Source organism: Schaedlerella arabinosiphila, from assembly GCF_003885045.1.
GTDB classification, from domain to species: domain Bacteria; phylum Bacillota; class Clostridia; order Lachnospirales; family Lachnospiraceae; genus Schaedlerella; species Schaedlerella arabinosiphila.
Genome location: NZ_RHJS01000002.1, coordinates 512,317 through 538,358, shown reverse-complemented (window position 1 = coordinate 538,358; position 26,042 = coordinate 512,317). Strand labels below are relative to the sequence as shown.

22 protein-coding genes and 1 pseudogene are annotated in these 26,042 nt (G+C 47.2%); 2 read left to right on the top strand and 21 right to left on the bottom strand.

Annotation, left to right across the window (positions count from 1 at the left end):
* Positions 1-226: 226 nt before the first annotated feature.
* The 9 genes from EBB54_RS03090 to EBB54_RS03050 form a co-directional block, all read right to left on the bottom strand.
* A complete protein-coding gene (locus EBB54_RS03090; protein ID WP_125126303.1) occupies positions 227-1,696 on the bottom strand; it encodes a response regulator transcription factor in 1,470 nt (489 codons plus the stop codon).
* Positions 1,671-3,428 (bottom strand): sensor histidine kinase, encoded by a 1,758-nt coding sequence (locus EBB54_RS03085; RefSeq protein ID WP_162307065.1) that lies wholly within the window; start codon positions 3,426-3,428, stop codon positions 1,671-1,673. The genes EBB54_RS03090 and EBB54_RS03085 overlap by 26 nt, the downstream gene beginning before the upstream one ends.
* Before the next feature lie 34 nt (positions 3,429-3,462).
* Positions 3,463-5,136 carry an alpha-L-rhamnosidase-related protein gene (locus tag EBB54_RS03080; RefSeq protein ID WP_243127496.1) on the bottom strand — a complete coding sequence of 558 codons (1,674 nt, stop codon included), beginning with the start codon at positions 5,134-5,136 and terminating at the stop codon, positions 3,463-3,465.
* 704 nt (positions 5,137-5,840) lie between these two features.
* The gene (locus EBB54_RS03075) at positions 5,841-6,422 is read right to left on the bottom strand and encodes a YesL family protein (protein ID WP_243127864.1); all 582 of its coding nucleotides are present in this window, start codon (positions 6,420-6,422) and stop codon (positions 5,841-5,843) included.
* A 430-nt stretch (positions 6,423-6,852) separates the two neighbouring features.
* Positions 6,853-8,106 (bottom strand): MFS transporter, encoded by a 1,254-nt coding sequence (locus tag EBB54_RS03070; RefSeq protein WP_125126299.1) that lies wholly within the window; start codon positions 8,104-8,106, stop codon positions 6,853-6,855.
* Entirely contained in the window at positions 8,097-8,957 is an 861-nt protein-coding gene (locus EBB54_RS03065) for a sugar phosphate isomerase/epimerase family protein (RefSeq protein WP_125126298.1), read from the bottom strand. Before EBB54_RS03065 ends, EBB54_RS03070 begins: the two co-directional genes overlap by 10 nt.
* Positions 8,958-9,086: 129 nt before the next feature.
* Positions 9,087-10,001: a sugar phosphate isomerase/epimerase family protein gene (locus tag EBB54_RS03060; protein ID WP_125126297.1), complete on the bottom strand. Its 915-nt coding sequence runs from the start codon at positions 9,999-10,001 to the stop codon at positions 9,087-9,089.
* A 58-nt stretch (positions 10,002-10,059) separates the two neighbouring features.
* Positions 10,060-11,178, bottom strand: coding sequence for a Gfo/Idh/MocA family protein (locus EBB54_RS03055; RefSeq protein ID WP_125126296.1), 1,119 nt, complete (start codon positions 11,176-11,178; stop codon positions 10,060-10,062).
* A gap of 25 nt (positions 11,179-11,203) precedes the next feature.
* Positions 11,204-12,277 (bottom strand): Gfo/Idh/MocA family protein, encoded by a 1,074-nt coding sequence (locus EBB54_RS03050; RefSeq protein WP_125126295.1) that lies wholly within the window; start codon positions 12,275-12,277, stop codon positions 11,204-11,206.
* Positions 12,278-12,600: 323 nt separating this feature from the next.
* Here EBB54_RS03050 and EBB54_RS03045 point away from each other — a divergent pair, with 323 nt between their 5' ends.
* The gene (locus EBB54_RS03045) at positions 12,601-14,259 is read left to right on the top strand and encodes a sensor histidine kinase (protein ID WP_125126294.1); all 1,659 of its coding nucleotides are present in this window, start codon (positions 12,601-12,603) and stop codon (positions 14,257-14,259) included.
* A 31-nt stretch (positions 14,260-14,290) separates the two neighbouring features.
* Here EBB54_RS03045 and EBB54_RS03040 read toward each other — a convergent pair whose 3' ends face one another.
* The 9 genes from EBB54_RS03040 to EBB54_RS03000 all read right to left on the bottom strand — a co-directional run bounded on the left by EBB54_RS03040 (position 14,291) and on the right by EBB54_RS03000 (position 24,445).
* The gene (locus EBB54_RS03040) at positions 14,291-15,181 is read right to left on the bottom strand and encodes a carbohydrate ABC transporter permease (protein ID WP_125126293.1); all 891 of its coding nucleotides are present in this window, start codon (positions 15,179-15,181) and stop codon (positions 14,291-14,293) included.
* Between the two features lie 13 nt (positions 15,182-15,194).
* Positions 15,195-16,139 (bottom strand): ABC transporter permease, encoded by a 945-nt coding sequence (locus EBB54_RS03035; RefSeq protein WP_243127495.1) that lies wholly within the window; start codon positions 16,137-16,139, stop codon positions 15,195-15,197.
* Positions 16,140-16,221: 82 nt separating this feature from the next.
* Positions 16,222-17,751, bottom strand: coding sequence for an ABC transporter substrate-binding protein (locus tag EBB54_RS03030; RefSeq protein WP_162307064.1), 1,530 nt, complete (start codon positions 17,749-17,751; stop codon positions 16,222-16,224).
* A gap of 247 nt (positions 17,752-17,998) precedes the next feature.
* Complete coding sequence (locus tag EBB54_RS03025; RefSeq protein WP_125126291.1) at positions 17,999-19,561, bottom strand: response regulator transcription factor; 1,563 nt, start codon at positions 19,559-19,561, stop codon at positions 17,999-18,001.
* Between the two features lie 92 nt (positions 19,562-19,653).
* Positions 19,654-20,577, bottom strand: coding sequence for a nucleoside hydrolase (locus EBB54_RS03020; protein WP_125126290.1), 924 nt, complete (start codon positions 20,575-20,577; stop codon positions 19,654-19,656).
* Positions 20,574-21,506: a nucleoside hydrolase gene (locus EBB54_RS03015; RefSeq protein WP_243127494.1), complete on the bottom strand. Its 933-nt coding sequence runs from the start codon at positions 21,504-21,506 to the stop codon at positions 20,574-20,576. The genes EBB54_RS03020 and EBB54_RS03015 overlap by 4 nt, the downstream gene beginning before the upstream one ends.
* Complete coding sequence (locus tag EBB54_RS03010; protein ID WP_125126288.1) at positions 21,487-22,950, bottom strand: alpha/beta hydrolase domain-containing protein; 1,464 nt, start codon at positions 22,948-22,950, stop codon at positions 21,487-21,489. Before EBB54_RS03010 ends, EBB54_RS03015 begins: the two co-directional genes overlap by 20 nt.
* A gap of 182 nt (positions 22,951-23,132) precedes the next feature.
* Positions 23,133-23,975, bottom strand: a complete 843-nt coding sequence (locus EBB54_RS03005) for a helix-turn-helix domain-containing protein (protein ID WP_162307063.1) — start codon at positions 23,973-23,975, stop codon at positions 23,133-23,135.
* Positions 23,976-23,998: 23 nt separating this feature from the next.
* Complete coding sequence (locus EBB54_RS03000; protein ID WP_125126286.1) at positions 23,999-24,445, bottom strand: prolyl oligopeptidase family serine peptidase; 447 nt, start codon at positions 24,443-24,445, stop codon at positions 23,999-24,001.
* A 14-nt stretch (positions 24,446-24,459) separates the two neighbouring features.
* Between EBB54_RS03000 and EBB54_RS32430 the strand changes: the two are divergent.
* A pseudogene (locus tag EBB54_RS32430) lies at positions 24,460-24,531 on the top strand (hypothetical protein); the annotation flags it as partial.
* A gap of 99 nt (positions 24,532-24,630) precedes the next feature.
* Here EBB54_RS32430 and EBB54_RS02995 read toward each other — a convergent pair.
* From EBB54_RS02995 to EBB54_RS02985, 3 genes are all read right to left on the bottom strand, one after another.
* Positions 24,631-24,966 (bottom strand): hypothetical protein, encoded by a 336-nt coding sequence (locus tag EBB54_RS02995; protein ID WP_125126285.1) that lies wholly within the window; start codon positions 24,964-24,966, stop codon positions 24,631-24,633.
* A 197-nt stretch (positions 24,967-25,163) separates the two neighbouring features.
* Positions 25,164-25,574 carry a peptide deformylase gene (locus tag EBB54_RS02990; RefSeq protein ID WP_125126284.1) on the bottom strand — a complete coding sequence of 137 codons (411 nt, stop codon included), beginning with the start codon at positions 25,572-25,574 and terminating at the stop codon, positions 25,164-25,166.
* Positions 25,575-25,720: 146 nt separating this feature from the next.
* Positions 25,721-26,041, bottom strand: coding sequence for a zinc ribbon domain-containing protein (locus EBB54_RS02985; RefSeq protein ID WP_330554346.1), 321 nt, complete (start codon positions 26,039-26,041; stop codon positions 25,721-25,723).
* Position 26,042 lies beyond the last annotated feature (1 nt).

The window sequence follows — 26,042 nt, the reverse complement described above, 5'->3', positions numbered from 1 at the left end:
TCAACAAGTAACACATAAATCATCATTCTTCACAATTTGATAAAGTGATCCGGCCACTTCTTCAAAAAATGATATTCTCATTCAAAATCTTATCACAGCCGCCAAATATCCATGCAGGCATGGCTGCCTGACTTGCTGTTTCGCTGGAATAAAAACAAAAACTGCCAGGAACCAGTTGTGCCATTCATACAGAATCCTGCTATGACCAAACCAGCTTCCCGGCAGTTCATTTCCGATATTCCCCTATCGTCTGCCCGGTTATTTTTTTAAATACACGTATCAAATAGTTTGCATTAGAAAATCCAGCTTCCTCCGCCACCTGCTCCAGGGACAGATTTTTATTTTCCAAAAGAGTTTTTGCCTTTTCAATACGACATTCATTGAGATATTGGATCAGCGTTTTTCCCATACGTTCCTTAAACTTTCGGCTGAAAGAAGGGATACTCATGCATCCTTTCTCCGCAAGCTCCTTTAGGGACAGTTTATCTGACAAGTTCTCATCAATATAGGCCAGCACCTCTGCAAATTCATCCTGGTTCCTATCTGCCAGACACTCCTGACGAAACTGAGAGACTACTTCCAATAACTGTTCCTGTAAAATATCCGCATTTTTCGCCTGTGCGGCAGCTGATATTCGAAGATGCTCCGCACTCCATTTCGCCTGTAACGTTTCGCTGAACCGATGCTCCTGAAGAACGGCATACACCATCCGGCTGACTGCTGGAACAAGCTGCCCTTTCAGACTCCACACCTCCATTTGGCTGAAATACGCCTGTCGCACAAAATCCCTTAGCTCGTCTCTCAGAATCTCCAGACCGTTATTTTCCAGAAGTTTTTCTCTGGAAAACTCATTTAATACAGGCTTTTTATTTCCATTACGCCAAACAAAGACTGTTTTTGAAGAATCATAGAAACACAGATCCGCTGCCGAAACCGCTTCATCATATTTCTCCCGCATTTCTTTTAGATCATCGGATTCCGTACTAATTCCATTTACAATTTTTCCATTGATATACTGACGGATATTTTTGTTAATGACTGACAGATTCTCATATAACAGCTCCTGTCTATCACCTTTTGGCATATCCCTGCGGAACTGATACACAATGAACATCTCACGGTTATAAGGAGCGAAAAGTGTACCCATCTCATAGTGTGACACAATTTTTTCCAAAAGATGCATCAGCATCATCCTGTCCACATCTGCCATCAGATACTCCGGTGTGTCAAACCGTAAAATCCCCACCACATAAATTTCACGCTCTGCAAGAAGTTTTTGCTCCGTTCCTTGCGATGCCCGCCGTACCTTGTTCATTCCAAAATCACTTGTTTTCTGATACACCTTTTTTATTTCATTTACCAGCATTTCCCTGGAAACATTGTGCTTTAGCAAATAGCTGTCTGTTCCTTTTGAAATAGCTTCCTGCGCATAAGAAAAATCATCATGACAGCTTAAAATGATAATACCACTGGCCAGGTTCTCACTGCGAACTACCTGTATCAGTTCCAGTCCATTCATGTCTGCCATCTCTATATCTGTAATAACGATATCTACCACATTTTCTTTCAGAAACTCAATCGCTTCTTCCGGCAGGCTGAATACACCGGAAACACTTATATCCTCTTGTCCATCAATCAGGGACTGTATCCCCACGCCGGCCAGAACCTCATCATCTACAATAATCGCGCGTATCATTTCTCATCTTCCTTGGTAATGTATAGATAACCTTTGTCCCTCTTCCCAGAGCGCTTTCAATATTGAGACCGTAATCCTGCCCATATTCCAGACAGATGATCTCTTCTACATTGATCACGCCAATATTGGTATGCTCTTCATTTTTTTTGGGACAGTTCCTCCACTTTTCCACATCAAATCCGATCCCCTTATCCTCAACGGATATATGCAGTTCTTCGTCCATCCAGGCTTTTATCCATATCCTCCCATCCTTTACCTTGCCCCGGTTCAGGCCATGTACGATAGCATTCTCCACAATAGGCTGGATCAGCAGCTTTCGAATCCTGCAGTCCTGGCATCCATCTTCCGCTTCAATCTCCAACTCAAAATTCATAAATCTTGCTTTCTGAATCACTGCATAATTCTTTATCAGCTCCAGTTCATCCCCCAATGTGTAGGTTTCGTCATCCGCACGGGCAGAATTCATAAAAATATTTACCAAAGATTCCACCAGATGCTGGATCTTTTCCTGATGATTCAGAACTGCCACCCATTTGATCGTATTCAGCGCATTATAAATAAAGTGCGGCGTCAGCTGCGCAGACAATGCTTTCATACGCTGCCTGTTCTTTTCATCCACTTCTTCTTTATAGGCTTTCATTAACCGGCTGATACGCTGTGTCATATTGTTAAAATGCTCTGACAGGCTCTTAAACTCGCCGATCCCTACAATCCTTATCCTGGTTTCTCCTATTTCTTTCTGCGCATATTCATCCATAGAATTTTTCAAAAGCCGGAGCGGAGTGAACACATATATCCTCAGCATGTAAAGCATAAGCAGCATAAACAAAATGCATACAAGGGCAATCACCATAATCGGTATCACAAGAGAAACCGCATCCTTACGGACTGCCCGCAGCTGTATTTTACTAATACAATACCACCCTACATCCATCAAACTGTAGGCCACCATTACTTCGTCATGCCCCTGCTCATTGTAAACCGTATGACAGGTACGCTTTTTTTTCAAACTGAGCGCAGACACATCCACATGTTCTCCCATCTTTGATACATCCGAAGCATACAGCACAATCCCCTGAGCATTCGTTAAATACCATTCCGCATATTCTGTAGACACCATTCCAAGCGCATCGGTAATCATCTTATCGCTTAAGACAAGATATAAGATTCCTACATTTTTTTTCGTCTCACTGTTCAGAGAACGGGCCAGTATATAATTATTTTCATAGGAGCTTCCATGGAGCTGGTCAGTTGTGTACCACAGGCACCTGCCGCCTGCTTCTACGATCTCTTCCTCATAAGGTTCCATAACATCCAGCACTTCTGCATAATTACCGCCGCTATGGAATACGTCCCGCCCTGCTTTCAGATATGCGGCCCGTACTCCTGTATTGGCATAGCTAGAGGCAGACAGATGTTCCGTGATCTGTTTTTCCTCCTGCTCTGTCAACGTCCGCTCCGCTCCCAGCATTTCTACACAGCCGTTGTAATAAACAGCCATAGAATCATCTTCACGCTCCAGCATCGCGGAATGAATGCCTGCTGCCGCTACGGTGATCGTATCCATTGTAGCTTCTGTCAGATTGGAAATAGCATTTTTTTCATAAAACCAGAATATGACCGACGCAAGGAAGAGATAAGGCACAATAATCAAAATGATGAACGCAGTCGCCATTCTGGGCGCAACACCCATTTGTTTCAGGTTTCCCAAACACTTTTTCCGATGTTCCATTCGCCCATCCCCTGGTTCCTTTTTGTTCTGTAATCTACTGACACCATGCCTTTTCCAAAAGACTGGTATCAGCAATGATTTCCATATTCTCCGGACCTTCATATGAAAATGCGCCTTCGCCTTTTACACTCCAACTTACCCGAATCATTCCTTTTGGAGTCCAGACATTGCCCTCTGCATGCTCCAGGTTCCCCGGCTCCGGCCGTATGATGACTGCCTGATATCCCGGTCCGGCCGGCTGTACGCCTAATACAGCAGCCGGTAGTTCATAAAGGAGCAGAGCCCCCCATGCATGACAGTCGCTGCGTTCGCCAACCTCATCCTCTGCACAGGTGGTCAGCCCTTTTTCCAGCATCCTTAGCCATAGTTTTGAGTATTCTTCCGTCCATTTATATAAATCTACTTTCTGTAATGCCCGGAACAGGTAAAATGCCATTGCCACAGAACACTGGGCATAATCCTGCGGATAGAGCAATGTCTTTTCCAGATTTTTTCTCCCCTGTTCCTGATCTATCGTTTCCGTGAGGATTGAAAATACCTGGACATGCTGGCTGTACTGTTCAATCCCCGGTCCATCCTGCAGCATCCCGTCCTCGCCTGTACAATACTTTCGGATAGAAACCTGAACCGCCTGCGCACGTTCCAAATAGAAATCAGCCTGTTCCTTATGCCCCAAATGTTTCAGAATTGCGGCTCCATGCTGAAGGCCCGCCACATACAAAAGACTTTCCATTGTGATCGCTCCTTCCAATATGGCAGAGGGTACTCCTGTGGTATCGTCCCATTCCGGTGTCCAGTCAATAAAAGACCAGTTTGTCCCTCTTCCATTTAACCCACCTAATTTTTTTACATATCCCTCCTCCGCACGATTTCTGTGGAAATAATTTAAAATCCCCATCATCGTCGGCATATGTTCCTCCAATAATTCTCTGTCATCAAAATACATCATATGATCATACAGCATAAAGATATAATAAATGGAAAAACCAGGAATTACATTTGGCATAACACATGGATAGGAACAATTCAGCAGACCGTCATATCGCTGTGAACGCCTGAAATCATCTATACACTTTCTGGCCAGCCGGTCATCCGCTGAAAGTACATAGGTATACAGTATTTCTGTCCGTGCATCCATTGCGTATTGCAGCTGCTCGTAAAACGGGCAGTCCTCGTATGTCTCGTGCATACAACGGCGCAGGGTCCGTTCGCTGATATCCCAAACCGCTTTCAGTGTCGGATCAGAAGCCGATGCCTGTGTTCTTACCTCCAATGGATAACCCGTTTCCGTATAGTCCAATCGAGATATGATCAAAGGCTCTTCTTTTGTTTCAATTTCCAGCCGGATGAATCGGAATGTCCGAAACCAGAAAGGCTCATACTCTTCGGGGATATCCTCGTTACCATATCCCGCAGACAGGTAATAATCCTCAAATCCGTCCAGATGCCCGTTTATCCAATCATTCCGATTCTTTTTTATAGGAAACTCCTTATGATATCCATCCTGTACATATCCTTCGGAATACAGCAATCTAATCTTCGCCCCTGTCCCTCTCTCTACGGCAAGGTTAACATAAGCCGTCATTTCCTCCCCGGCATTGATTTCCAGGATTTCCTTTGTATGTCCGGGGATCGTAAGTTTCTGATCATCTTGCAGCAGCGCTTCCCATGCCGCTTTACTATTGACAGATTCACGCACTACTGTCACACCTGGAAACCTGCTTCTTTTTCGATATAAAAAGGGAATCGTTCTTGGCTGGAGGTTTCCAGGACTAACAGCCGGGCTCATAGCTGAATATAGCCGGGCATGCATCCATAACATAGAATCATACTCTGGCAGCATCCAGCCTTTCAATTCCGATTTTCCATTGCATGCTTCAAAAATCTGCAGCGGGGCAAAACTTTCAGATTCTGATACAATCTGAAACCCCGGGTGCTTACGGCACATCCAGCTTTCATCTGCATCCAGTATAACACAATTTCCTTCTACATCCAAGATAGAACCCTCTGCATATAACCCAGGATATTCCGTTCGAAACATGCCGTAATTTCCCTTCCTCGCTTCCATGGGATAGCGCAAAACCTGTACGGCAAAAACATTGATTCCTTTTTTTAAAAAAGGCGTTATATTGATTTCATCATAATACCAGATCTGACAGTCTCCACGACTGGGTCCTATTTCCACCAATTGTCCATTAATATACAACTTATATCGTGTATCCGCTGAAATTTTTATAAATGCTTTTTCTGGTTCTGTCTTTAAATTTGCCTTTTTTAAGAACAAAGCAAGAATCGGTTTTTCTTTATCCTCTGCTGTCCATTCCGGCAGCCATATCCATTTTATTTTGGTTTCCTTCATTTTTCAAAACCTCCCAAATCTGTGAAAGCCCCTCAACAAAGCATATCAATATATCAATTCAAATCATCATCTTCAAATCGCTCAAATATTTTCACAAGAAATCCTGTCGAAAAATATGCCGGAAGTGAAAAAACGCAGCAAGTCAACAGTATTACTGCCATCTGCATATACTGTGCAAAAAATAGGATTGCCAAAAGCATTACCGCCTGTATTAATATGATTGCCGCAGTAACCGGCAGATTTGCAATCGCCACCCGAACAGAAAATTGAAAATACCCTAAAACACTATTTTTGTAATAGGCAGCTGCCGGAAATATATAAACCCACAGCATAACCCATATTATAAAAATAAAATTGAAAAACACACGCAATGCTTCTGTCCATCCCCCGTCCATATGGTACAGAGCATAATAATTGACTGCCAATGTACCTGCAGCAGCCAACATTGCCGCCCAGATACAAGAGGCCTTTTTTAGATTCTCCCGAAACGCTTTAAAAAATGTTTTCAAAATATCCGGTTCGTCATTTCTTACGAACCGAAAAAGCACCGTATACATGGCAGTACAGGAAGCACCGATCGTAATGACAGGAATACTGCATATAAGAAAGAGCAAATTAAGCGCAACAATATACATAAGCTTTGTCAATATCCGGTTAAGGTATCCATCATAATGAAACAGGCTGTTCATACATTTTTCCTCCAGGGCTTTTTCTGAATTATATACCTTTACAGCAGAGAAAAAACTGTAAAATTTTATAAAAATGATTCATTTTTTTATCTAATTGGGTTAACATGGCAGATTACAGAAATAAAAGTACCAGAAGTGCATCAAAAGTCTTTATTTCAACTTTGATATACTTCTGGTATTTTAATCTTCTACGGTCATTTATTTAATGAAGCTAACCTGTCTGCTAATTTCTTTGATTGTTTTTAGAATCATATGAAAAGCATGACGAGTTATTTTTTGTATATCCGGTTTTTATCGGAAATATAGAATATTTTATTTATTGTCAGAAACATAAGTCTGAATTTTCCCAATTTGAGCTCAATCCATCCTGTCCCCGCTATTCCCGGCTCCTTTTTTCCCTCATGAAAAAATACGCCCATGCCGCCGCTATCGGAACCGCGCAGATCCAGTACATGATCCCATACCCGACGCTCTGTGCCACCGCCCCGCCCAGCATCGGCCCCACAGCCTGTCCCAGGTCTCCGCCGATATAAATGGTACTGGACGCCACTCCCCTGCGTTCCGGCCTCACCATCCGCAGCCCTTCCGTCTGGATCGCAGGCTGGGACATGCCCTGGGCAAATGCTTTGACTACGGCAGCCGCCAACAGCATCTGCAATGTATCTGCCCCGCCGATCAAAACCAGCGCAAAAATCCCGCATACAAACGCCGGATACAGATTCTGTTTTAACGTCCACCTGTTCATATTCCGTGCCAGGATAATCCGTGAAAAAATCAGTACCGCCGCATTCAGCGTAAAATGCCAGCTTACTCCCTCAATCCCCTGCTGCATTGCAAATACAACAAGGAATGCGCTGACTACCCCGTTCATCATGGTAAATGCCGCATTCACTCCTGCCAGCCCGAGCAGCTTCGGCTCTACGAACTGCCCGAAAGACAGCCACCGTGTTTCCCGCTTCCCTCTGTCCGGTGTTTTTGCACGGGATACCCTTGGGTCCATTGCCGGATGCGTTCCGCCTGTACTCCCGGGATGTAGATTACAGGATCCCCCTTGTGTATATTCATAAGGAAACAGCACTGTCGCGATCCCTGCCAGAAACAGGACCGCCGTACTGATCAGCAGGCAATACAGATATCCCAGTGTTTCACTCAGCCAGATCCCGATCCCCGGTCCCACAGCCATGGATGCCACCGACATCACGCCGTAGTAGCTGACCGCCTCGCCCAGCCGGGCCTCCGGCACACTTTCGCTGACCAGCACAAGGCTTGCCGTACTGGAAATCCCAAACGCGATCCCATGAATCCCCCGAAAAAACAAGATCACAAAAATATTCGGGACCAAAGAGTACAAAAGCAGTGATACCGCCATCAGCATCGTAAACCCGCTCATCAGCATTTTCCGGTTCATCCGGTCTGACATCATGCCGCTGAAGGGGCGGGACAGGCAGGAGGTAAACGCGAACAATCCGCCAGCGATCCCACACACAAAGACACTTGCCCCCAAGTTCTGCAGATACCCGGTAATGACCGGAGCCACCATATTATAGCTCAGCCAGCTAAAAAAATTGGAAATTGCCAGCAAAAGATAGGCTGGATTCCATAAGCTGTTCTGCCTCGCCGTCACTCCCATACGATCCCTTCAAACTTCCGGAATCCCTCCATACTGCGTTTTACACTTTCCAGCTGATCCAGTTTCGTGGCATCCTGCTCCAGCACGATATACTCAATACTGCCGATCTCCAGCGCTGTATCAATGATCTTCTGGATATCCATCTGCCCATATCCGATCTCCACAAAATCATCATTACATTTGTACTGGTTAAATACCTCTCTCGTAATATAGGTCTCCTTTCCCACAACATCGAACATATTCACCGGTGTCTTCGTATCCTTCGCAAAATCCTTCTGATGCAGCATCTTGATCCGTGTACCATAACGCTTCATCAGCTCCACCGGATCCACACCGCCCCGAAGCACCCAGAAAGTATCCAGCTCCAGGTTCACATGGGCAGGGTCCGTATTTTCCACAATCAGGTCCAGCACCTTATGCCCATGGAATTCCTGCAGCTCCTGGTAATGGTTATGATACAAAAACCGCATCCCTTCCTCCGCCGCCATCTTCCCCATCTTTTCATAGGTTTCGATCTTCCGCATCGTATCATCATAATCCCGGAAAACTTCCATCGGGAAAACGACCGTATGGTTTCCGATCTTTTGGTTATACTCTACCACCTTCTTATAATTTTCCTCACAAAACGGAAAAATGTGCGCGCTGATGATCTTACTTCTGGATCTTGCCAGCACCTCGTTCAATTCCTCCGGGCTGACTCCAAATCCCACTCCGTCATCTTCCAAAGCCCTGTGGTTGGCAGTTTCCAGATATCGGTATCCCGCATCCGCCACCTGCCCGATCGTCCCCAGCGGATTCCTGTCCATCAAATCCCTGACCGAATATAATTGTATCCCTACTTTCAATGCCATTCTTCTTCCCTCCTATTATGAGCACTTAGCACCTGTCCTTCAGGTGCTAAGTGCGAGTTATAGTTACCTGCCCACTTAGCGAGGTCTTTTCGAGCTTAGTGGCAGTGTAACTTCCTTTTAGCAGCATTTTTATCCCACAAAATTCCGCAGATATCCCGCGCTCTGTTTCACAGCCCTTTTTGCGTCCTCTATGGAAGCCTCATAAGCCTTATCCTCCACCTCGATACAGGTATACCCGTCATAACCGATATCCGTCAGCGCAGAGACATATTTTCCCCAGTCCACATCTCCCAGTCCGGGCAGCTTCGGTGACATATACTGCAGCGGAACTGCCATCACTCCCACATCCGCAAGCCGATCTGGATAGACCTTGATGTCCTTATAATGAACATGGAAGATCTTATCTCTAAATTCATAGAGCGGACGGATATAATCAATCTGCTGCCATACAAAATGGGACGGGTCATAATTGATCCCCAGATTCTCATAATCCAGGATTTCAAATACCTTTCTCCAGATTGCCGGTGTAGTCATCAGATTCTGCCCGCCGGGCCATTCGTCCTCCGTAAACAGCATGGGGCAGTTCTCGATCGCGATCTTCACGCCCTTCTCCTTCGCATGATCCAAAATCGGCGGCCATATTTCCTTCACCAGCTCCAGATTTTCACTCACAGTCTTTTTCGGATCCCTCCCGATAAATGTGGTGACCATATTTACGCCCAGCCTTGCGGACGCGTCGATCAATGTGTGCAAATGCTTTATGTACACATCTCTCTTCTCCATATCCGGATCCATGGTATTGGGATAGTAAGCCAGGGAAGAAATCTCCACCTTCTTCTTTTCACAATATTCCCGGATATACGCACACTTCTTTTCATCCAGCGCCGCCGCGTCAATATGGCTCACTCCCGCGTACCTGCGTTCTGCCTTCCCCTTCGGCCAGCATGCCACTTCCACACATTCCAGTCCATTCTCCGCCACACAATCAATCATTTCTTCAAAGCTCAACCCATCCAGGATCGCGCTGACCAGACCTAACTTCATCTCTTCACACTCCTATCTGAACACCAGATGATACTTTGGCATATCTTTTATACTGCTTTTAGTCAAAGAACACCTCTTTCCCTGTCTCTGCCGCCTTATAGATTCCTTCCAGGATCTGGGTCACCACATATGCCTGCTCCGGCTTTACCAACGGCTCCGTATCATTCAGGATCGCTTCCAGCCACTGCTTCGCCTCGCACACTCCGTCCGTCATTTCCTTGCCGCTGAAATAAGCCACTGCCTTGCCCGGAGAATAATGTTCCTCTGTCAGCTTTCCGTGATGTCCCCTGTTAAATACCAGCTTATCTTCCTTATCCTTCACACTCATACCGGAATTGATCTCAGCCCCCGCCTTCGTTCCGCACAATGTCGCAGCCGCTTCCTTCGCCCCCAGCATATTCAGTGCCCAGGAGGTTTCCAGATAAATGGTGGCTCCATTTTCCATTTTAATAAATCCAAACGCAGAATCCTCTACCTCATAGGTCTTTGGATCCCACGGCCCGAAAATATTGCTTTCTGCCGCTTCCTGCAGATGCCCCAGCTTATAAAATACCGAACCGGACGCAGACTTCGGCTTATAATTATCCATCATCCACAATGTCATATCCAGCGCATGGGTTCCGATATCGATCAGCGGACCGCCGCCCTGCTGAGATTTATCTGGAAATACACCCCATGTAGGAACCGCGCGCCTGCGGATAGCATGTGCCTTTGCAAAATAGATTTCGCCCAATTCTCCTTCCCGGCATGCTTTATGCAGCTCCTGCACCTCCGGACGAAAACGGTTCTGATAACCAACAGTGAATTTCTTCCCGGATTTTTTCCATGCATCCAGCATTTTCTGTGCCGCCTCCGTAGTATGTGCCATCGGCTTTTCACAGAGTACATGCTTGCCCGCCTCAAATGCCGCGACCGTAGCCGGGCAGTGCGCCACGTTCGGTGTCAGCACATGTACTACATCAATCGCATCATCTTTGAGCATCTCGTTATAATCCGTATAAACCTTTGCATCTTCCGTACCGTATTCTTTTGCGGCGTTCACCGCACGTTCCTCGACAATATCACAAAAAGCCACCATTTCACAAAGCTCCGGCAGCTCTGCCAGAGATGGAAAATGCTTGTTAAACGCAATCCCGCCGCACCCGATAAAAGCCATCTGTAATTTACCATTCTTCATTTTTTTCTTTCCTCCATTTCCTGTTTTACGAGTTCCTTCTTTGCTCAAAGCTCACCGATCTGCGGATCGCCGCCGACTCCCGCGCCGCTTCCATGACCTGCAGCACCCGCCGCACCTGCTCCGGCTTCACGATCAGTTCTTCCTTTCCGTTGATCACTCCCACGATATTTCGGAAATAATCATTCCAATCATTGTGTCTGCGCTGTATCACCGGCAGTTCCTCCGTATACACCACATCCTCCGCCTTCGTGGAAAATGTTCTTGTAGGGCCTGCGTCCAGATTCTTCACCGTTTCCGGCAAAGCCTCCCGGAATTCCCCTGCCCGGTAAATGGCGCCGTTCTCCGCCTTGATCTCTTCCACTACCATCGTTCCCTGGTCACCTGCCACATAAAACCTCGGCATCTTTCCAAGCAGGAAGGTTCCCAGCTCAATCTCTGCAGTGAGGCCGCTTTCGAAATACAGCAGGATCCGGAAATAATCATCCACCTCTTTATTCACCGCACATTTCATATCCGCACAGACCTGCAGGATCTTCTCCGGAATCAGATCCAGCATCTGGTCGATCAGATGCACGCCCCAGTCATAAAGCATTCCGCCGCCGTATTCCTTGTACTCGTGCCAGTCATGCATTTTCCCGAACACACCGTACAGGCTGGATTTCACCATGAAAATATTCCCAAGCCGTTTTTCCTCCCATGCCTTTTTCACCATGGAATAATCCCGGTCCCAACGGCGGTTCTGATCCACGGTGAACATCACGCCGTTTTCCTTTGCCGCCGCATACATCCGGTCAAATTCCTCCACATTCAACGCACAGGGTTTCTCCACGATCAGATGCTTCTTGGCGTTTGCCGCATCAATGGCGATCTGGCAATGGAGATGATTGGGCACACAGATCACCACCCATTCTACCCTTTCATCTTTGAGAAGCTCCTTATGATCGCTGTAGCGGCTGGCGGTATCCGGCGCCTTGTTCAGCTGGGCAGGATCGGTGTCGCAGATTGCCACAACCTCCACTTCCTCCAGGGTTCCCGCATGGTTATTGTGCCATTGCCCCATAAAACCATAGCCGATGATTCCTAATTTCAATTTTTTCATAATGCCCCTTCTTTCTACTATTTTTTGTATTCCGTATGAAGCCTTCCGGACTGCGGTAATAACACTGATGCATTTATATTGACCGTTCCTTGTGCTTCATTATGTCTGCATTATACAATTTCCAGACCATTTCTTTCTATGGCATTTCTTTTGCAAAACACCGCATATCTTTACATCCCATTGCCTTTTTTCCTATTCTGTGTTACAACTAAATTGCCAGCTGTGCGGTTGGATGCTCCAAGGAGCATTTTTCCAAATGCCTTCCGGCAACATGTCCTCGGCCAAAGGGAGGGGGCGCTACATTAATTAGGAGGAGGAACCTCATGATACGCCATAAATCTTACAGCATGGTAAAGCTGCTCCGAACTATTTATACATCCATCACTCTGTTTCTTCTTACCATTGTTTTTGTGTTCAGTCTTTACAGCCTGCATATGGTAAAAAGCCAGTTCACCGCCGCGCAGCAGCAGGCGCTGAATTTATATATGAATGAACTGGACCAGTGCCTCTCCAGGATCTCCTCTTCCCTGCACATGTACCGGATACAGGAAGGCGCTCCGGACTTTTCCGCCCTCGGCTCTGGTGATATCTACCGAAGAAAATCAGATATTATTTCTGATTTTTCTTCCAATATCCTGTTTTTAAACCACTGTGAGGGCCTGTTTCTTTATGACGCGGAAAATGACGAATACGGCTATGTCTTCAACAATTCCCCCAACTCGCCCCAGACCTACAATACCCGGCTCAAGATCAAGGACACGGTCTCTTCCATCATGGAAGAGACCGGCCTGAGCGCCTTTTCCGGCTGGCATCTCAAAGAGCTGGACGGGCGCCGGTACCTGCTGTATCTGCAATGGATGAACGGTTTCTGCTACGGCTCCTGGGTCAGCACGGATTCCCTGCTGCCCGAAGTCTCCGGTCTGTCTCCCTATCCTGACGCATTTCTTTTCCTGACAGATGAGCAGGGAGAATATCTGTCCTCCAGCCCGGGCGCGGATCCTGCCGAGGCATTATCCACACATACTTACATCACTACAAGCCAGGCATCCTCCGCTGCTCCCCTGGTGCTCTCTGTCAGCACGCCCGAATCACATTATCTGGCGACCATGAGTGTCAGCCTGCGGTTCCTGATCGGAGTCAGCATATTTGCTTTGCTGACCATCGCCGTTGCCAACACTGCCTTAAGGCGGATCATTAAGGATCCCTTGAACCAGGTTCTGGCTGTGATCACCCAGTACGAATCCGGCAATCTGGACTATACGCCTTCCAATGAGGGCATGCCCCAGGAAGTCCTCCACATCAACCAGGCCCTGAGCAGTATGTCCCACGAAATCCAGATGCTGAAGATTGATGTCTACGAAAAGCAGCTCCGCCTAAAAGACATCCAGCTGCAGTACCTGCAGCACCAGATCAAGCCCCATTTCATTATCAATATATTGAACACGATCGGTGTGATGGTACAGATGAAGGAAAACAAAAAGATTACAGAAGTGGTCAAATGTCTGTCGCAGTACATGCGCAATACTATGAACCTGACCATCCGGACCGCCACGCTGCGCCACGAACTGGAGCATCTGGAAAATTATCTTACCCTGCAGCGGATTCGCTATCCGGACCAGATCACCGTCAACTATCGTCTGGATCCTGACCTGAATGATTTTGAGATCCCGATCCTGACTATCCAGACCCTGGTAGAAAATATCTTCAAGCATGCCTTAGAGCCCTATGAGCCTCTGGTCATCGAAATCCGGACCTGCATACGGCAGAACCGGATGGTCCTGGCCGTACACGACAATGGATGCGGATTCCCCCGGGAGCTGATGGATGAATTTAACTCCCACCCATCCACTCCGGGAGACGGGCAGCACATCGGCCTTGTAAATATCCGCCAGCGTCTGGATCTGGAATGCCCGGATTCCTCCATGCTGCTTTCCAATGACTCCGGTGCTGTCGTTACGATCACGCTGCCCTTGCCCGGATGAACCCTGCCGGTTCTTCACAGCAGCGCAGCTCTCACCCTTTCACCGAGCCAACCGTCATACCCTTGACAAAGTATTTCTGGAAAAACGGGTACAATACCATGATCGGCAGTACGCCGATCACCGCCAGCGCCATCCGCATGGAAGAGCTGGGCATGATCATTGACCCCTGCGCTACTTCCGCGCCTTCCGCCGTTGCCAGGTAATTGATATTCTGCATCATACGGTTCAGGAAGTTCTGCAGGCTGAACAGGTTTGCGTCTGTCACATAATACAGACCGTTCATCCAGTCATTCCAGTAATTGATCCCGACGAATAATCCCACCGTTGCCATGATCGGCTTGGACAGCGGCATCACCACCCGGTAAAAGATAAAGAACTCACCCGCCCCGTCGATCTTCGCCGCCTCGATCAGCGAATAGGGGATATTCATTTTGAAATAATTCTTCATCAGCATTACATTGAACGCATTGAGCAGCAATGCCGGGATGATCAGCGCCGGAAGTGTATTTTTGATGTGGAAGATCTGCGTCCACATCATGTAGGTGGGTACCAGCCCGCCGTTAAACAGCATGGTAAAAAATACCAGAAAAGACATTACATTGTGCAGCTTAAAGTCCTGGCGGGAAAGGGGGTACGCCAGCAGCGGCGTAATGATCAGGGAAATCGTCGTCCCCACAAGTGTCACCAGCATGGTGATCCCGTAGGCTTTAAAAATCGTTCCTGCCCTTGCGATGATGTAACGGTAGGCATCCAGGCTGAATACCCTGGGCCAGAACTGGTAGCCGTCAGCGATCAGCGCGCTTTCCTGCGTCACGGAAGACATGATCAGCAGCACAAACGGCAGCAGGCTGCACAAGGTCAGAAAAATCAAGATGATATTGATCACGATCTGAAATGTAGTTTCACTTTTTAATTTTCTCATTACAAGCTCCTCCCTAGAACAATGCATTCTCCGGATCCATCTTCCGTACCAGCAGGTTCGCTCCGAGTACCAGAAGGAATCCCACGATCGACTGATACAGACCTGCCGCGCTCGCCATTCCGATATCGTTGTTCAAAAGCAGCGCGCGGTACACGTAGGTATCAATGGTGTTGGTCACATTAAACAGTGCCCCCTGGTTCATCGGCACCTGCAGGAACAACCCGAAGTCTGAATAGAAGATCCTCCCCACATTCATCAGCACCATCGTGATGATCGTCGGTCGTAAAAGCGGCAGTGTAATGTAGAAGATCTGTTTCATCTTTCCCGCCCCGTCCACTACGGCTGCCTCATACAAGCTCCTGTCTATACCCAGGATCGCGGAAAAGTAAATAATCGACGTATACCCCATGGTCTTCCACACCTGTACGATCACCAGGATAAACGGCCAGTATTTTGGGTCTGCGTAAAAATTAACCGGATCCCTTCCCATGGCCTCCTGGATGCTGTGGTTGATAAATCCTGTATCGCTGTTCAAAAACGCATAGGCTATGTACGCGATGATGATGATGGAGATCAGATGGGGAAGCAGCAGCGCCGTCTGATAGAATTTCATCATAAACTTCTTTGACACTTCACTGAGCATGACGGCAACGGCCACGCAGATCACCACATTCAGAATAATAAATGTCAGATTATAAAGGATGGTATTCCGTGTAATGATAAATGCGTCCTCCGTACGGAACAAATATTTAAAATTCTCAAATCCATTCCAGTCCGACTTAAAAATCCCCTTCGAATAATCAATGTCCTTGAATGCTATAAAAAGTCCGCAGATCGGAATATAGTTATTTATAAAGAGATACAGCATTCCCGGCACTGTCATAAGCAGCAGCGGAAGCTGTGCCTTCCAGTTTGCTTTTTTCTTGTTGGCCATAATTTCTCCCTGTTTACTTTTCATCTTCTACCTCATTCTTAAAAAATGCTGCCGCAGTATTGCAGCAGCATTTTTTTCTGTTTTATCAGATTACGGATGCCTGTTTCTATTCCTTCAGTGTTTCCTTCCATTCATCCAGCTGTTTCTGCTTCTCCTCTATGATTACATTGATCCCGCTCTTTTCCAGTTTTTTCAGAAAAGCAGGTAATTCTGTCGCCGGATCCATGGCCCCCATCTCCAGCCCGGTACGGAACTCATTCAATACCGCGGAGCAGGCAGCGACCTCATTCTTAATTTCATCGGAGCTATAATTAAAGCCCATACAATTTGTAATGTAGGCTCCCGCGTCATACGCCTTTCCCTCTTCAGCGCTCTGGGTGGTATAGGTCTCATGGTCCGCAAGCAGGAACGCATTTCCATACATATAAGTCTGGTCTCCCGGATATTTGCTGTTGCTTGCGTCCACACCATCCGGATATGCGATCCAGCCGTCTTCCTTTTCTACATAATGCTCTCCCTTGACCCCGTAGGCCATCAGGTTCACTACGTCAGCGTCGCTGTACAGGAGATTCAAAAACTTCATGGCAGCTTCCGGCTCCGTCGTCGTAGTCGGGATACAATTTGCGAACAGGGTAATACTGTTGTTGCTGATAGACGGTTTCCGCAGGTTTACACAATACGCCTCATAGCCATTGGCCGCCCCGGGATCTATATAATTTCCGCGCCCGGAGCTTAACGTATACGCAAACAGACGTCCGCTCTTCATCAGGGAGCCTGCCGACTCTGTGGTGGTCGCCGCGTCCTTCATGATATAGCCATCCCGCGCCCATCCATAGATGGTCTCACAAAGCTTCTTATACTCTTCGCTGGCAAACAGATTTTCAATATCCTCTCCATCGTACATCATCACTCCCAGCCTGTCGCTGAGCTGGTCATAATTGATCCCCATGTTCGAGCCCCAAGGGAATAAGATCTCCATCTCCGGCTCATTTTCCTTGATCACCTGGAAAATCCCTTCCAGGATCTCAAAGTTCTCATCCATATCTAAAATACTGTCACTGGCCTTGATCTTTTCCACCTCATCCTGCAGATCATATTTATCTACCAGGTCTTTGCGGAGAACAATATTATAATTATCTGATTTTGTTCCATTTGTCGTAACCGCATAGATGTTCCCATTTACCGTGGTCCCGCGGAAATAATCCTCCGGTACCGTATCTTTGATATCCGCACCATACTCATCCAGAAGGTCATTCAACGGTGTCAGCTGCCTCTGGCTTAACAATGCGGACCAGATATTGGAGCCTGCTGTCGTAATGATATCCATTTTCTCCTGGCTTGCCATGATCAGGCTGATTTGGTTCTGATAATCCGCAAACGATACCGGGTTCAGATTTACATGTACCTGGATCTTTTCCTCCGTGATCTCATTCAGCGCATCCTCCACCTTCTGCAGGTCTTCCGGGATCATACCGGACATCTGTGCGTACATCCAGGTAATATCCTTGATCTCTGTGCTTTCTTCTTTACTGCTTTCCTTTGACCCTGAGTCCGAACCCGAACCTGAACATCCCGCCAGGCAGCCTGCCAGACATGCCGCGGCTGTCAAAACAGCCATTCCCTTTTTCCATTTCATAATAATAAATCTCCCTTCCTTTCCTCCGTATATTTGACACGGCGTTTTCTTTTGATGCATTTACTATACCGGATTTCTTTTCTGGTTTCTCTCTCTAAAGCGACCCGAACCGCAACAAATCGGACTTTATATCATACTCTCCTGGGCTCTCTTTCCTAAAATCTATTTCTTTCCCATGTAAATTATCATTTTTCCTGAAAATTATCACAAAAACGACTCCGAAAAACTGCCATGAAATAACTTTACATTACTTCATGGCAGTTCCTTTCATACGCAGCTTATACTCTCTCGGAGTGCAGTTCTCAAACTGTTTGAATATTTTAGAAAAATAAGAGAAATTCGTATATCCTACAGATTCCGCCACATCTCCCACCGGCATATCCGAGGTGGCGATCAGAAGCTTTGCCTGGTTGATCCGCTCACGGTTGATATACTGGGAGATCGACATTCCCGTATCCCGCTTGAATACCCGTGCGATATAGTCTACATTCATATACAGTGCTTCCGCGATACTGTCTCTTACGATATCTTCAGACAGATGCTGAAAAATATACTTTTTTACCGCATTGGTAATGTCTGTCACATCGTTCTCGTAGGGTACGACCTGCGCCAGACAGCGTACAAAACGCATCATATGCTCCACAGACACTGTAGACTCATTCATTCTCCTGCATAATTCCTCATCCAGAAGCAGCGAATGGGCAGATATCCCGCGGCCTTTCAGATACACATCCAGGCTCTGGCAGATATCGGCGCGCAGAGTATAAAGTGCCGCCACGGAAACAGGGTGCTTCCATTGCTTTTTCTGCAGATAATTGTCCAGATGATCCGCGAATTCCGCAAACCTTCCGCTGTACAAAAGCTGCTCCATGTCGGCTGTCAGTTCCACATCCACCAGCTTTTCCTGCTCCACACGGCACACATCCCACAAATTTTCCTGATAAAATGTCATCATCATCTCTGTTTCATGCAGCTTCTTGTATGCCGGCACAAGTTCTTCACAGTAAAGCCCGGTCTGATAACAGCCGATCAGCCGGAGTTCCCGCTTTTTACGCTGCATGACCAGATAATCCATACAAAGTTTCCGGAATTCTAAAGGAGCCCTGTTCTTCATCAGGACCGTCCATTTATCACGGCTTACGTTCTCTACCAGAACCGTCTCCGGATCTATCTGGTCAAAATAATCCTGGGTGATCTTCAGATAATCCGTTGGTTCTGTTTCCCCCGCCAGATCCACAAATTTGGCTGAAAAAAGCGCCATACAAAAAGTATCGTCCAACTCCAGCCTGATATTGTTTTCCTTTGCCTGCGTCAGCAGTTCGTCCGGTGAATCCCCGCTGCGTCCTTCCAGTGTATTTCTCCAGAAATTCCGATCTACGATCCTGCGCCTTCTTTCCAGATAATCCTTTTCTTCCCACGCCTGCCGCATCTTCCTTTTTTCCTGGATGTGCGCCAGCGCTTCCGCAATGACCCGCTCAATATCTTCCACAATAATGGGCTTCACGCAATAGTCATAGGCGCCCAGCCCCAAGGCTTGTTTTGCATAGGAAAAATCCGTATGGCAGGTCAGAAGAATCATTTCCGTGTCATAACGGTTCTCCCGAATCCATGTAAGAAAATCCAGTCCGGTCTCTTTGGGCATCTCAATGTCACAGATGATCAGGTCCACCGGATGCTCCTTCACGATCTCCTTCGCCCTCGCCACTCCGAGCGCCGACCATACCTGCCCCACTCCATGGCTCTCCCAGTCAATGGCCGTCTGCAGGATCCGGATCGTATAAACCTCATCATCCACCAGTAAGATTTCCATCACGCCACCCCTTTTCCAAACGTTTCCTCAACCATGCGTCTGCTTCAACCAAGTATACTCAACAGGTACAAAGCACGGATCGTTCCGATCCGTCACGAAAAATTCAGTTTCAGCTTTGCGTAAAAATCTTCCAATGCCATTCTGACATTTAGTTTCCGGAATACACGTATGTTCCTGTTTGCCACTTCATAAGAATACGTCATATTCTCATACCGGATGCACGGCGCGGCCATTTCCTGATACAGGCTGCTCTTCGATTCCCGCTCCAGCAACACATACACGGACGGGGAATCTCCCAAGCACCAGCTTTCCCCGCTTGGCCATGGATTGTCCGGATGGCCGGCCGCAAATTCCACCAGTTGACGGAACAGATACTCTCCGACAGCGCCTCTTGGCTGTACCCTTACCTCCAGCTCCGCATAGCTGACTTCCATCTGCTCATACACATCTGACGGGATCTGCCACAAAGACACCTGGGATTTCATCACCACATTTGCCGCCGCAATATCCTGAGATACATTAAATTCCCATCCCCCCGCTGGATACGCTCCGCCGCCGATCCAGATCACAGTCATCCTTTCACAGATCTCAGGCTTCAACAAAATAGCACAGGCCACATCCGTAAGCGCCCCCTGGACTGCCACAAATAATGGATGTGTATCTTCACGCATAGCCTCGTCAATGATCAATTGCGCCCCTTGTGACCAGACCGCCTCCTGTTCATTGTCCAGCGGATATTCCGCGCCCTTCGCCACTGGGCAGATTCCTTCCATATCCATCAATTCCAGGATTTTCTTCACTTCCAGTAGGCTTGCCCGGGCCGTACACCCGTCTCCCCATTTCCCGGAGGTCCGGTTAAAATGACCGGCTACGATTCCTTTCATGATAAATTTGGGTGTCAGCAGATGATGTACAAGGGCATATTGGTCATCCGCTTCGTTTTTGCAATCCGTATGCACGATCATCCGAACCTTTTTCATGTCCGGCACTTCAAATTTGTACTTAATCTTCCTCATCTCTTCCCCCCGTAATTGATCGCCAGCTTGGCATAAAAATCCTGTAACGTAAGTCTTGCGTTCACCTGATGGTAGACCCGGATCTCCCTGTTCTTTTTATTGGTCATATAAGACAGGTCTTCCACATTTATACAAGGTGCCGGAATCATATCGTAGCTGTCTGTACACTCACGTTCTTCCAACAGCACGGAGATCGCTGCCGAATCTCCCAGCCCCCAGACCTCGCCATGGGGCCAGATCCCTGTGGGGCGGCTCAGATTATATTCTGCCATATGCCGGAAAAGATATTCCCCGATTTCTCCGCAAGGCTTTACATAACGCTGTACCTCTGCCAGCGAAACTCCCAGTTGTTTATATACATCGACCGGAATCTGCCATAAAGGCATATCCGACTTGAACACTACATTTGCCGCTGCCGCGTCCTGATAAAGATTAAACTCTTTCCCGCCATTCGGATATGCTCCCCCGCCGATCCAGACGGCAGTCATCCTGCCGCAGATTTCTGGCTCCATCAAAATCGCCGCCGCCAGATCCGTAAGCGTCCCCTGGCAGGCAATATACAATGGATGCGGATCCTCACGCATAGCTTCCCGGATGATCAGCTCCGCCCCTTTTGACGGATTCGGTGTATCTTCATCCGAAAGTGGATGCTCTGCCCCTTTTTCCACCGGACAGATTCCCTCAATATCCATCAGCTTTAAGAGCTTTTGCACTTCCTCCAGACTTGCCTGGGCGGTCTCCCCCTGCGGATAACTCTGAGGCACCCTGTCAAAATGCCCGGCCACGATTCCTTTCACAAGGAATCCCGGTGTCATCACATGATGCGCAAGGGCAAACTGGTCATCCGCTTCGTTTTTGCAATCCGTATGCACGATCATCCGGATCTTTTTCGTGTCCGGCACTTCAAATTCATAATTCCAAGATCTCACTCTCATTCCCCCTATTATGAGTACTTAATTTCACTACTCTTTGAATGGCTTCCTCCACACAGTCTGTCACATCCTCCGGAAGAAGGAAACCGGCTTCCATGTGTTTTTGTGCCGATCCTTCCACAAGCTTCCTGTAATTTTCCAGATTCCCATACAGCTTTTCCAGTTTTCTTTTTGAAAATGGCTCCATATGCCCGAACAAGCCATGCTTTACGATCTCTCCGTTTGCTCTCTTCACCGCACAGTACGGATAATACACTGCGGCCGGAACATCCAGGAATGGGGTACGCATTCCGCTGACCGCGTTTCCCAGAGCATCCGTCTTATTCCGCCCGTCCCCGTCCACTTCGATCCGCTCTCCATGCGGCGGACATTTCCCTTCTCTTACCCATGAGAACAGCATCCGGTACACTGCATAAAAACAATATTCATAAGGATAATCATTGGGATAATCATCCACCGAAGGAAAATCCGGCACGATCCCAATCTTTTCCATATCCGGATCCCCTGCATAATAATCGATCATAGAAAACTTTGTATCATGCGTTGCCCCCGCAATCTCATATACCCGATATTTTAAATCTTCCCTGTCACTGTCCTCCTGCCTTGTCTTTATCCCGTCAAAGTACGCATTCTCACTCTCCGTCTGCACGGAAATAAACGGCACCGGCATATAAGTGATCATATTCTTTCTGACATCCTGCTCCTTCCCATAATCATTCTGATTCAAAGGAACCACAAAGGAATGCACTCCGCCTGCTGCCAGATACCCATCAAATACCGACAGCCCTGCCGCTGGAAACGCAAAATAATTCAGATATGTATACATATACGCCGCCGATTGTGACCATCCCGCAAGATAGAGATACCGCTTCTTTCCCTCCGGAATGAACTCCGTATCCGTCCGCAGGATCTCCGCCAGTTCCGTAAGCATATCCCAGAATAGTCCTGTCTCGCAATCCGCTTTACGCGGAAGCGCCGCCTTATCCAACCCGCCGTATTGATTTTCCGGCCTTTCATAAGTGATCTTCCAACTGATCGGAGCATATCTGGCATGATCTGCCTTTTTCAAACTATCAAGCACATCAGGCTTACTGGTGATCCCTACATAAATATCCCCGCCGCGCATCAGTTCTTTCGCTCCGACCACCCACATCCGTTCAATATCAAACCCCGCCGTGGCATTGAGGATCTCCACTACGATATTCCCACTGAACCGCTCCCCCTGCGCCGGCTTTCTCACAAGAAACCGGTTGCAGTAGGGCAGGTTCTCATGTATCACTCTTCTGGTCTTTTCCCCTGCCTCTTCATATACATTTGCCGTACCTTCAAAAAAATATTCCTCTTCCACATATCCCGCTTCCATAAAGCCTGGCTTTCTAACCGCCGTTGGAAACGGATGGGAAACCTCACTGTACTCTTTTTTATAAATCCTTTGAATCATCACACGCCTCCTGAAAATTTCATATTCATATCGGCCGGGCAGATCTGTCCTTTGGAGGACAGATCCCTCACGGTTCCTTAATACCATTATATCTGAAATCCCTGGAGACCCCTAACACTATAACGACCTTTTTTATTAAAAATCCGTAGCGATTCCGGACAGCAGGCCGCAGACGGTCTGTTTTATTCCATCAACATACTTTTACGGAATTCCGTAGGGCTCATCCCACACTCCTTCTTGAACAGCTTATTAAATGTTTTGATATCCCGAAACCCGGACTGTACACACACCTCCGTCACCGGAAGCTTTTCCGTCGTTATCAGCAGCCACTTCGCCCTGTCGATCCGCAGTCGTTTGATATATTCCTGAAATGTGATGCCCATTGCGCTGCTGAAATATCTGGATAAATAGGTACTGTTAAATCCCACCTCATCCGCGCAGGACTGCAGCGTAATATCCTTGTAATAATGCAGAGCGATATATTCCAGGATATGCCTGATCTGAACCACTTCCTTTTCCTGCGCCCCGATTTCCCTCTCCGGCATCTCCCGCAGAGCTGCTAATATCAGTTCACTGATCAGAGCCTTCACCGACAGTTTCCACGCATAGCCCTTTTCACTATACTCCTGATACAGCTTTCCCACGATCTCCGACACCTTTTCCCGGACTGCCTCTTCCCAGTGCCTGCTGAACAGATCCTTCTTTTCCAGCTCTTTTCGGATCCACAGCTCCTCCTGGTTCTCCTTCGTCCTGCTTCCCAGCAGCCGCAGATCCAGCAGAACCGAGAGCCTTTCACAGTCAGGCTTTCCATTGCCGATCTCATGGCTGCCAAAAGGCGGAACGATACAGACATCCCCCTCCAGCAGTTCATACGTTTCATTCCCATAAAATACCTGCAGCCTTCCCTTCCGCAGCATCAGGATCTCCAGTTCCTGATGGCAGTGGTTCATGAACGGAAGATTCCCCCGCATCACCGCACATTTAAGCGGATACTCCGCATTCTTCATGCTATTTTCGTAGATCATAATGCTGCACCTCCCGGTTATGTTCATCCAATGTTTTTCACGAGTATATCACAAATATGCCTGTAAATAAACTTCCCCGCGTAAAATCGCACATCCTTTCCATAGGCTCTCATCTTTTCATAAAATTGCAAGCTTTGTTCAAAAGGCACGATCTCATCCTTATCACCATGCATGATCAAAACCGGTCTGACTTCTTTCGCCTGCTCAATATAATGAACAGGGCTGGCCGTTTTGGCAAGCTCCAGCCTGTCATCCAGAGGATACCCGCCTAGAAGCATTCCCACCGGACTTTTCGCAGAAGTATGGTCCTGTGTCTCAGACTGTCTCCTGATTGACAACAAATCTGTCGGACCATAAAAATCTATAAATCCCTTGATATTTAATTCACCGTCTTCATCATTATACATCTGTTCCATCGTAAGAGCCGACATCAAAATGGTATGCCCACCTGATGAATCCCCCCAGTCCATGGAGCTGAAGCCCCAGCTATTTTGGAAAAAAATTCAAACAGGAGACTGGGATGACTCCGGATGCTTTTCGGAAGAAGCTTGGATAAATTTTATATTTCTCAGCCAAGCGTAAAACGAAAACAGGGGATTCGCCCGGTGCTGCATCACACCAGGCGAATCCCCTTTCTCAAAAAGTCAATATCTTTTTATCCGAATATACCGAACAGGCCCTTTTTCTTGGCCTTAGCAGACTTTTTGGCTGTCGGACGATCATCGTATCTGCTTTGGGACTGAGAGCGGTGGTATCTGACTGCCTTTTGCAGCTGATAAGCCGCTTCCTTATTGACGCAAAAACTCAGCGGCACGTCAATGTCCCGGAATTTACCGCGAAGTCTTTCAAACTCACGATCGCTGATATCTTTGGAGCCTTCGAGGGTACGACCTTCAAACATCTCATCGAGGATACCTCTGATCTTGATATACTTCGCCGGATTGTCTGAAAGCAGCTTCCCTACCTGTTCATTCATTTCTTTTTGATCCATACTTACTCCTTTCCAAAACGGTACGGTGGGTAAAAAGACTACTCTATAATAGTATAATATAGAACCAGGGGCGCTGCAATAGTAGATCCATGGTTATATTCCCACTTTATGCAGGAATACAGAGAATATTTTTTTGAAGAAGATGCTTTTTACATTTTTTAAGCAGGCTATACCTCTTTATCCATCCCGGACTATGGCTATATCACCCTCCCGGAAAGATGATCTATTTCATGCTGTGCAATCTGTGCAGGCCAGTCTTTCAACTTTATCTTCTGTTTTTTCCAGTTGAAGTCATAATATTCTACCTCTATCTCCTGATAACGGTTCGTTTTACGTACCCCGTCAAGGGACAGGCAGCCTTCCTCCGTTTCATAGAGTCCCTTTTTCCGAATCAACACCGGATTAAACATCACCAAGTCGATAACTCCCATATTTATAATAATCACATTTTTCTTTACACCAATCATATTGGCGGCCATACCGACACAGCGGTCACGGTTGGCATTTAAAGTATCCTGCAGGTCTCTTCCCACTTGCAGGTCATCCCTGGTTGCCGGTTCTGATTTCTGCCCCAGGAAGAATACGTCTCTTACAATCTGTTTCACCATGATTTCTTTCCCCTCTCTCAACTCTTCAGCTAAAGTATCTGCCAGGATCTATACATTCTACATCCAGTTCCTGATCTCTTCTTCGGTTATGCCATTTACATTCAACGGCTTATGCCGCTTGGCTTCCGGATATGCTTTTTTCAAGCTTAGGATGCGCTTTTGTATCCTGCCTGCACCTGTATCAGATGTTCCGGCAGGATTTCTATATTTTCTCCCCTTGCAATCTGCTTCCCAATCTCCGGCGCAAGAGAATAAACCGTATTGCAGCATGTACTCTGTACATAGTACTGTCTGTTCCATTTCAAACAGGGGATAAAGAACAATGACAAACACATGTAAGTCATGTACACCTGATATCTTCCATAAGAACCGCAATGCCCGCAAACCACCATCTGGTTATAGTCAAAATTCTTTCTTCCCTGCGTAACTCCCATGATAAAAAACATCGGAATGAATCCCCCCTTCATT

Excerpts from the sequence above, each read along its gene's own strand:
- EBB54_RS03090 (WP_125126303.1), bottom strand. The coding sequence starts at position 1,696 with ATGATACGCGCGATTATTGTAGATGATGAGGTTCTGGCCGGCGTGGGG.
- EBB54_RS03085 (WP_162307065.1), bottom strand. The coding sequence starts at position 3,428 with ATGGAACATCGGAAAAAGTGTTTGGGAAACCTGAAACAAATGGGTGTT.
- EBB54_RS03075 (WP_243127864.1), bottom strand. The coding sequence starts at position 6,422 with ATGTATATTGTTGCGCTTAATTTGCTCTTTCTTATATGCAGTATTCCT.
- EBB54_RS03070 (WP_125126299.1), bottom strand. The coding sequence starts at position 8,106 with ATGGGAGTGACGGCGAGGCAGAACAGCTTATGGAATCCAGCCTATCTT.
- EBB54_RS03065 (WP_125126298.1), bottom strand. The coding sequence starts at position 8,957 with ATGGCATTGAAAGTAGGGATACAATTATATTCGGTCAGGGATTTGATG.
- EBB54_RS03060 (WP_125126297.1), bottom strand. The coding sequence starts at position 10,001 with ATGAAGTTAGGTCTGGTCAGCGCGATCCTGGATGGGTTGAGCTTTGAA.
- EBB54_RS03055 (WP_125126296.1), bottom strand. The coding sequence starts at position 11,178 with ATGAAGAATGGTAAATTACAGATGGCTTTTATCGGGTGCGGCGGGATT.
- EBB54_RS03050 (WP_125126295.1), bottom strand. The coding sequence starts at position 12,277 with ATGAAAAAATTGAAATTAGGAATCATCGGCTATGGTTTTATGGGGCAA.
- EBB54_RS03045 (WP_125126294.1), top strand. The coding sequence starts at position 12,601 with ATGATACGCCATAAATCTTACAGCATGGTAAAGCTGCTCCGAACTATT.
- EBB54_RS03040 (WP_125126293.1), bottom strand. The coding sequence starts at position 15,181 with ATGAGAAAATTAAAAAGTGAAACTACATTTCAGATCGTGATCAATATC.
- EBB54_RS03035 (WP_243127495.1), bottom strand. The coding sequence starts at position 16,139 with ATGAAAAGTAAACAGGGAGAAATTATGGCCAACAAGAAAAAAGCAAAC.
- EBB54_RS03030 (WP_162307064.1), bottom strand. The coding sequence starts at position 17,751 with ATGAAATGGAAAAAGGGAATGGCTGTTTTGACAGCCGCGGCATGTCTG.
- EBB54_RS03025 (WP_125126291.1), bottom strand. The coding sequence starts at position 19,561 with ATGGAAATCTTACTGGTGGATGATGAGGTTTATACGATCCGGATCCTG.
- EBB54_RS03020 (WP_125126290.1), bottom strand. The coding sequence starts at position 20,577 with ATGAGGAAGATTAAGTACAAATTTGAAGTGCCGGACATGAAAAAGGTT.
- EBB54_RS03010 (WP_125126288.1), bottom strand. The coding sequence starts at position 22,950 with ATGATTCAAAGGATTTATAAAAAAGAGTACAGTGAGGTTTCCCATCCG.
- EBB54_RS03005 (WP_162307063.1), bottom strand. The coding sequence starts at position 23,975 with ATGATCTACGAAAATAGCATGAAGAATGCGGAGTATCCGCTTAAATGT.
- EBB54_RS03000 (WP_125126286.1), bottom strand. The coding sequence starts at position 24,445 with ATGGACTGGGGGGATTCATCAGGTGGGCATACCATTTTGATGTCGGCT.
- EBB54_RS02995 (WP_125126285.1), bottom strand. The coding sequence starts at position 24,966 with ATGGATCAAAAAGAAATGAATGAACAGGTAGGGAAGCTGCTTTCAGAC.
- EBB54_RS02990 (WP_125126284.1), bottom strand. The coding sequence starts at position 25,574 with ATGGTGAAACAGATTGTAAGAGACGTATTCTTCCTGGGGCAGAAATCA.
- EBB54_RS02985 (WP_330554346.1), bottom strand. The coding sequence starts at position 26,041 with ATGAAGGGGGGATTCATTCCGATGTTTTTTATCATGGGAGTTACGCAG.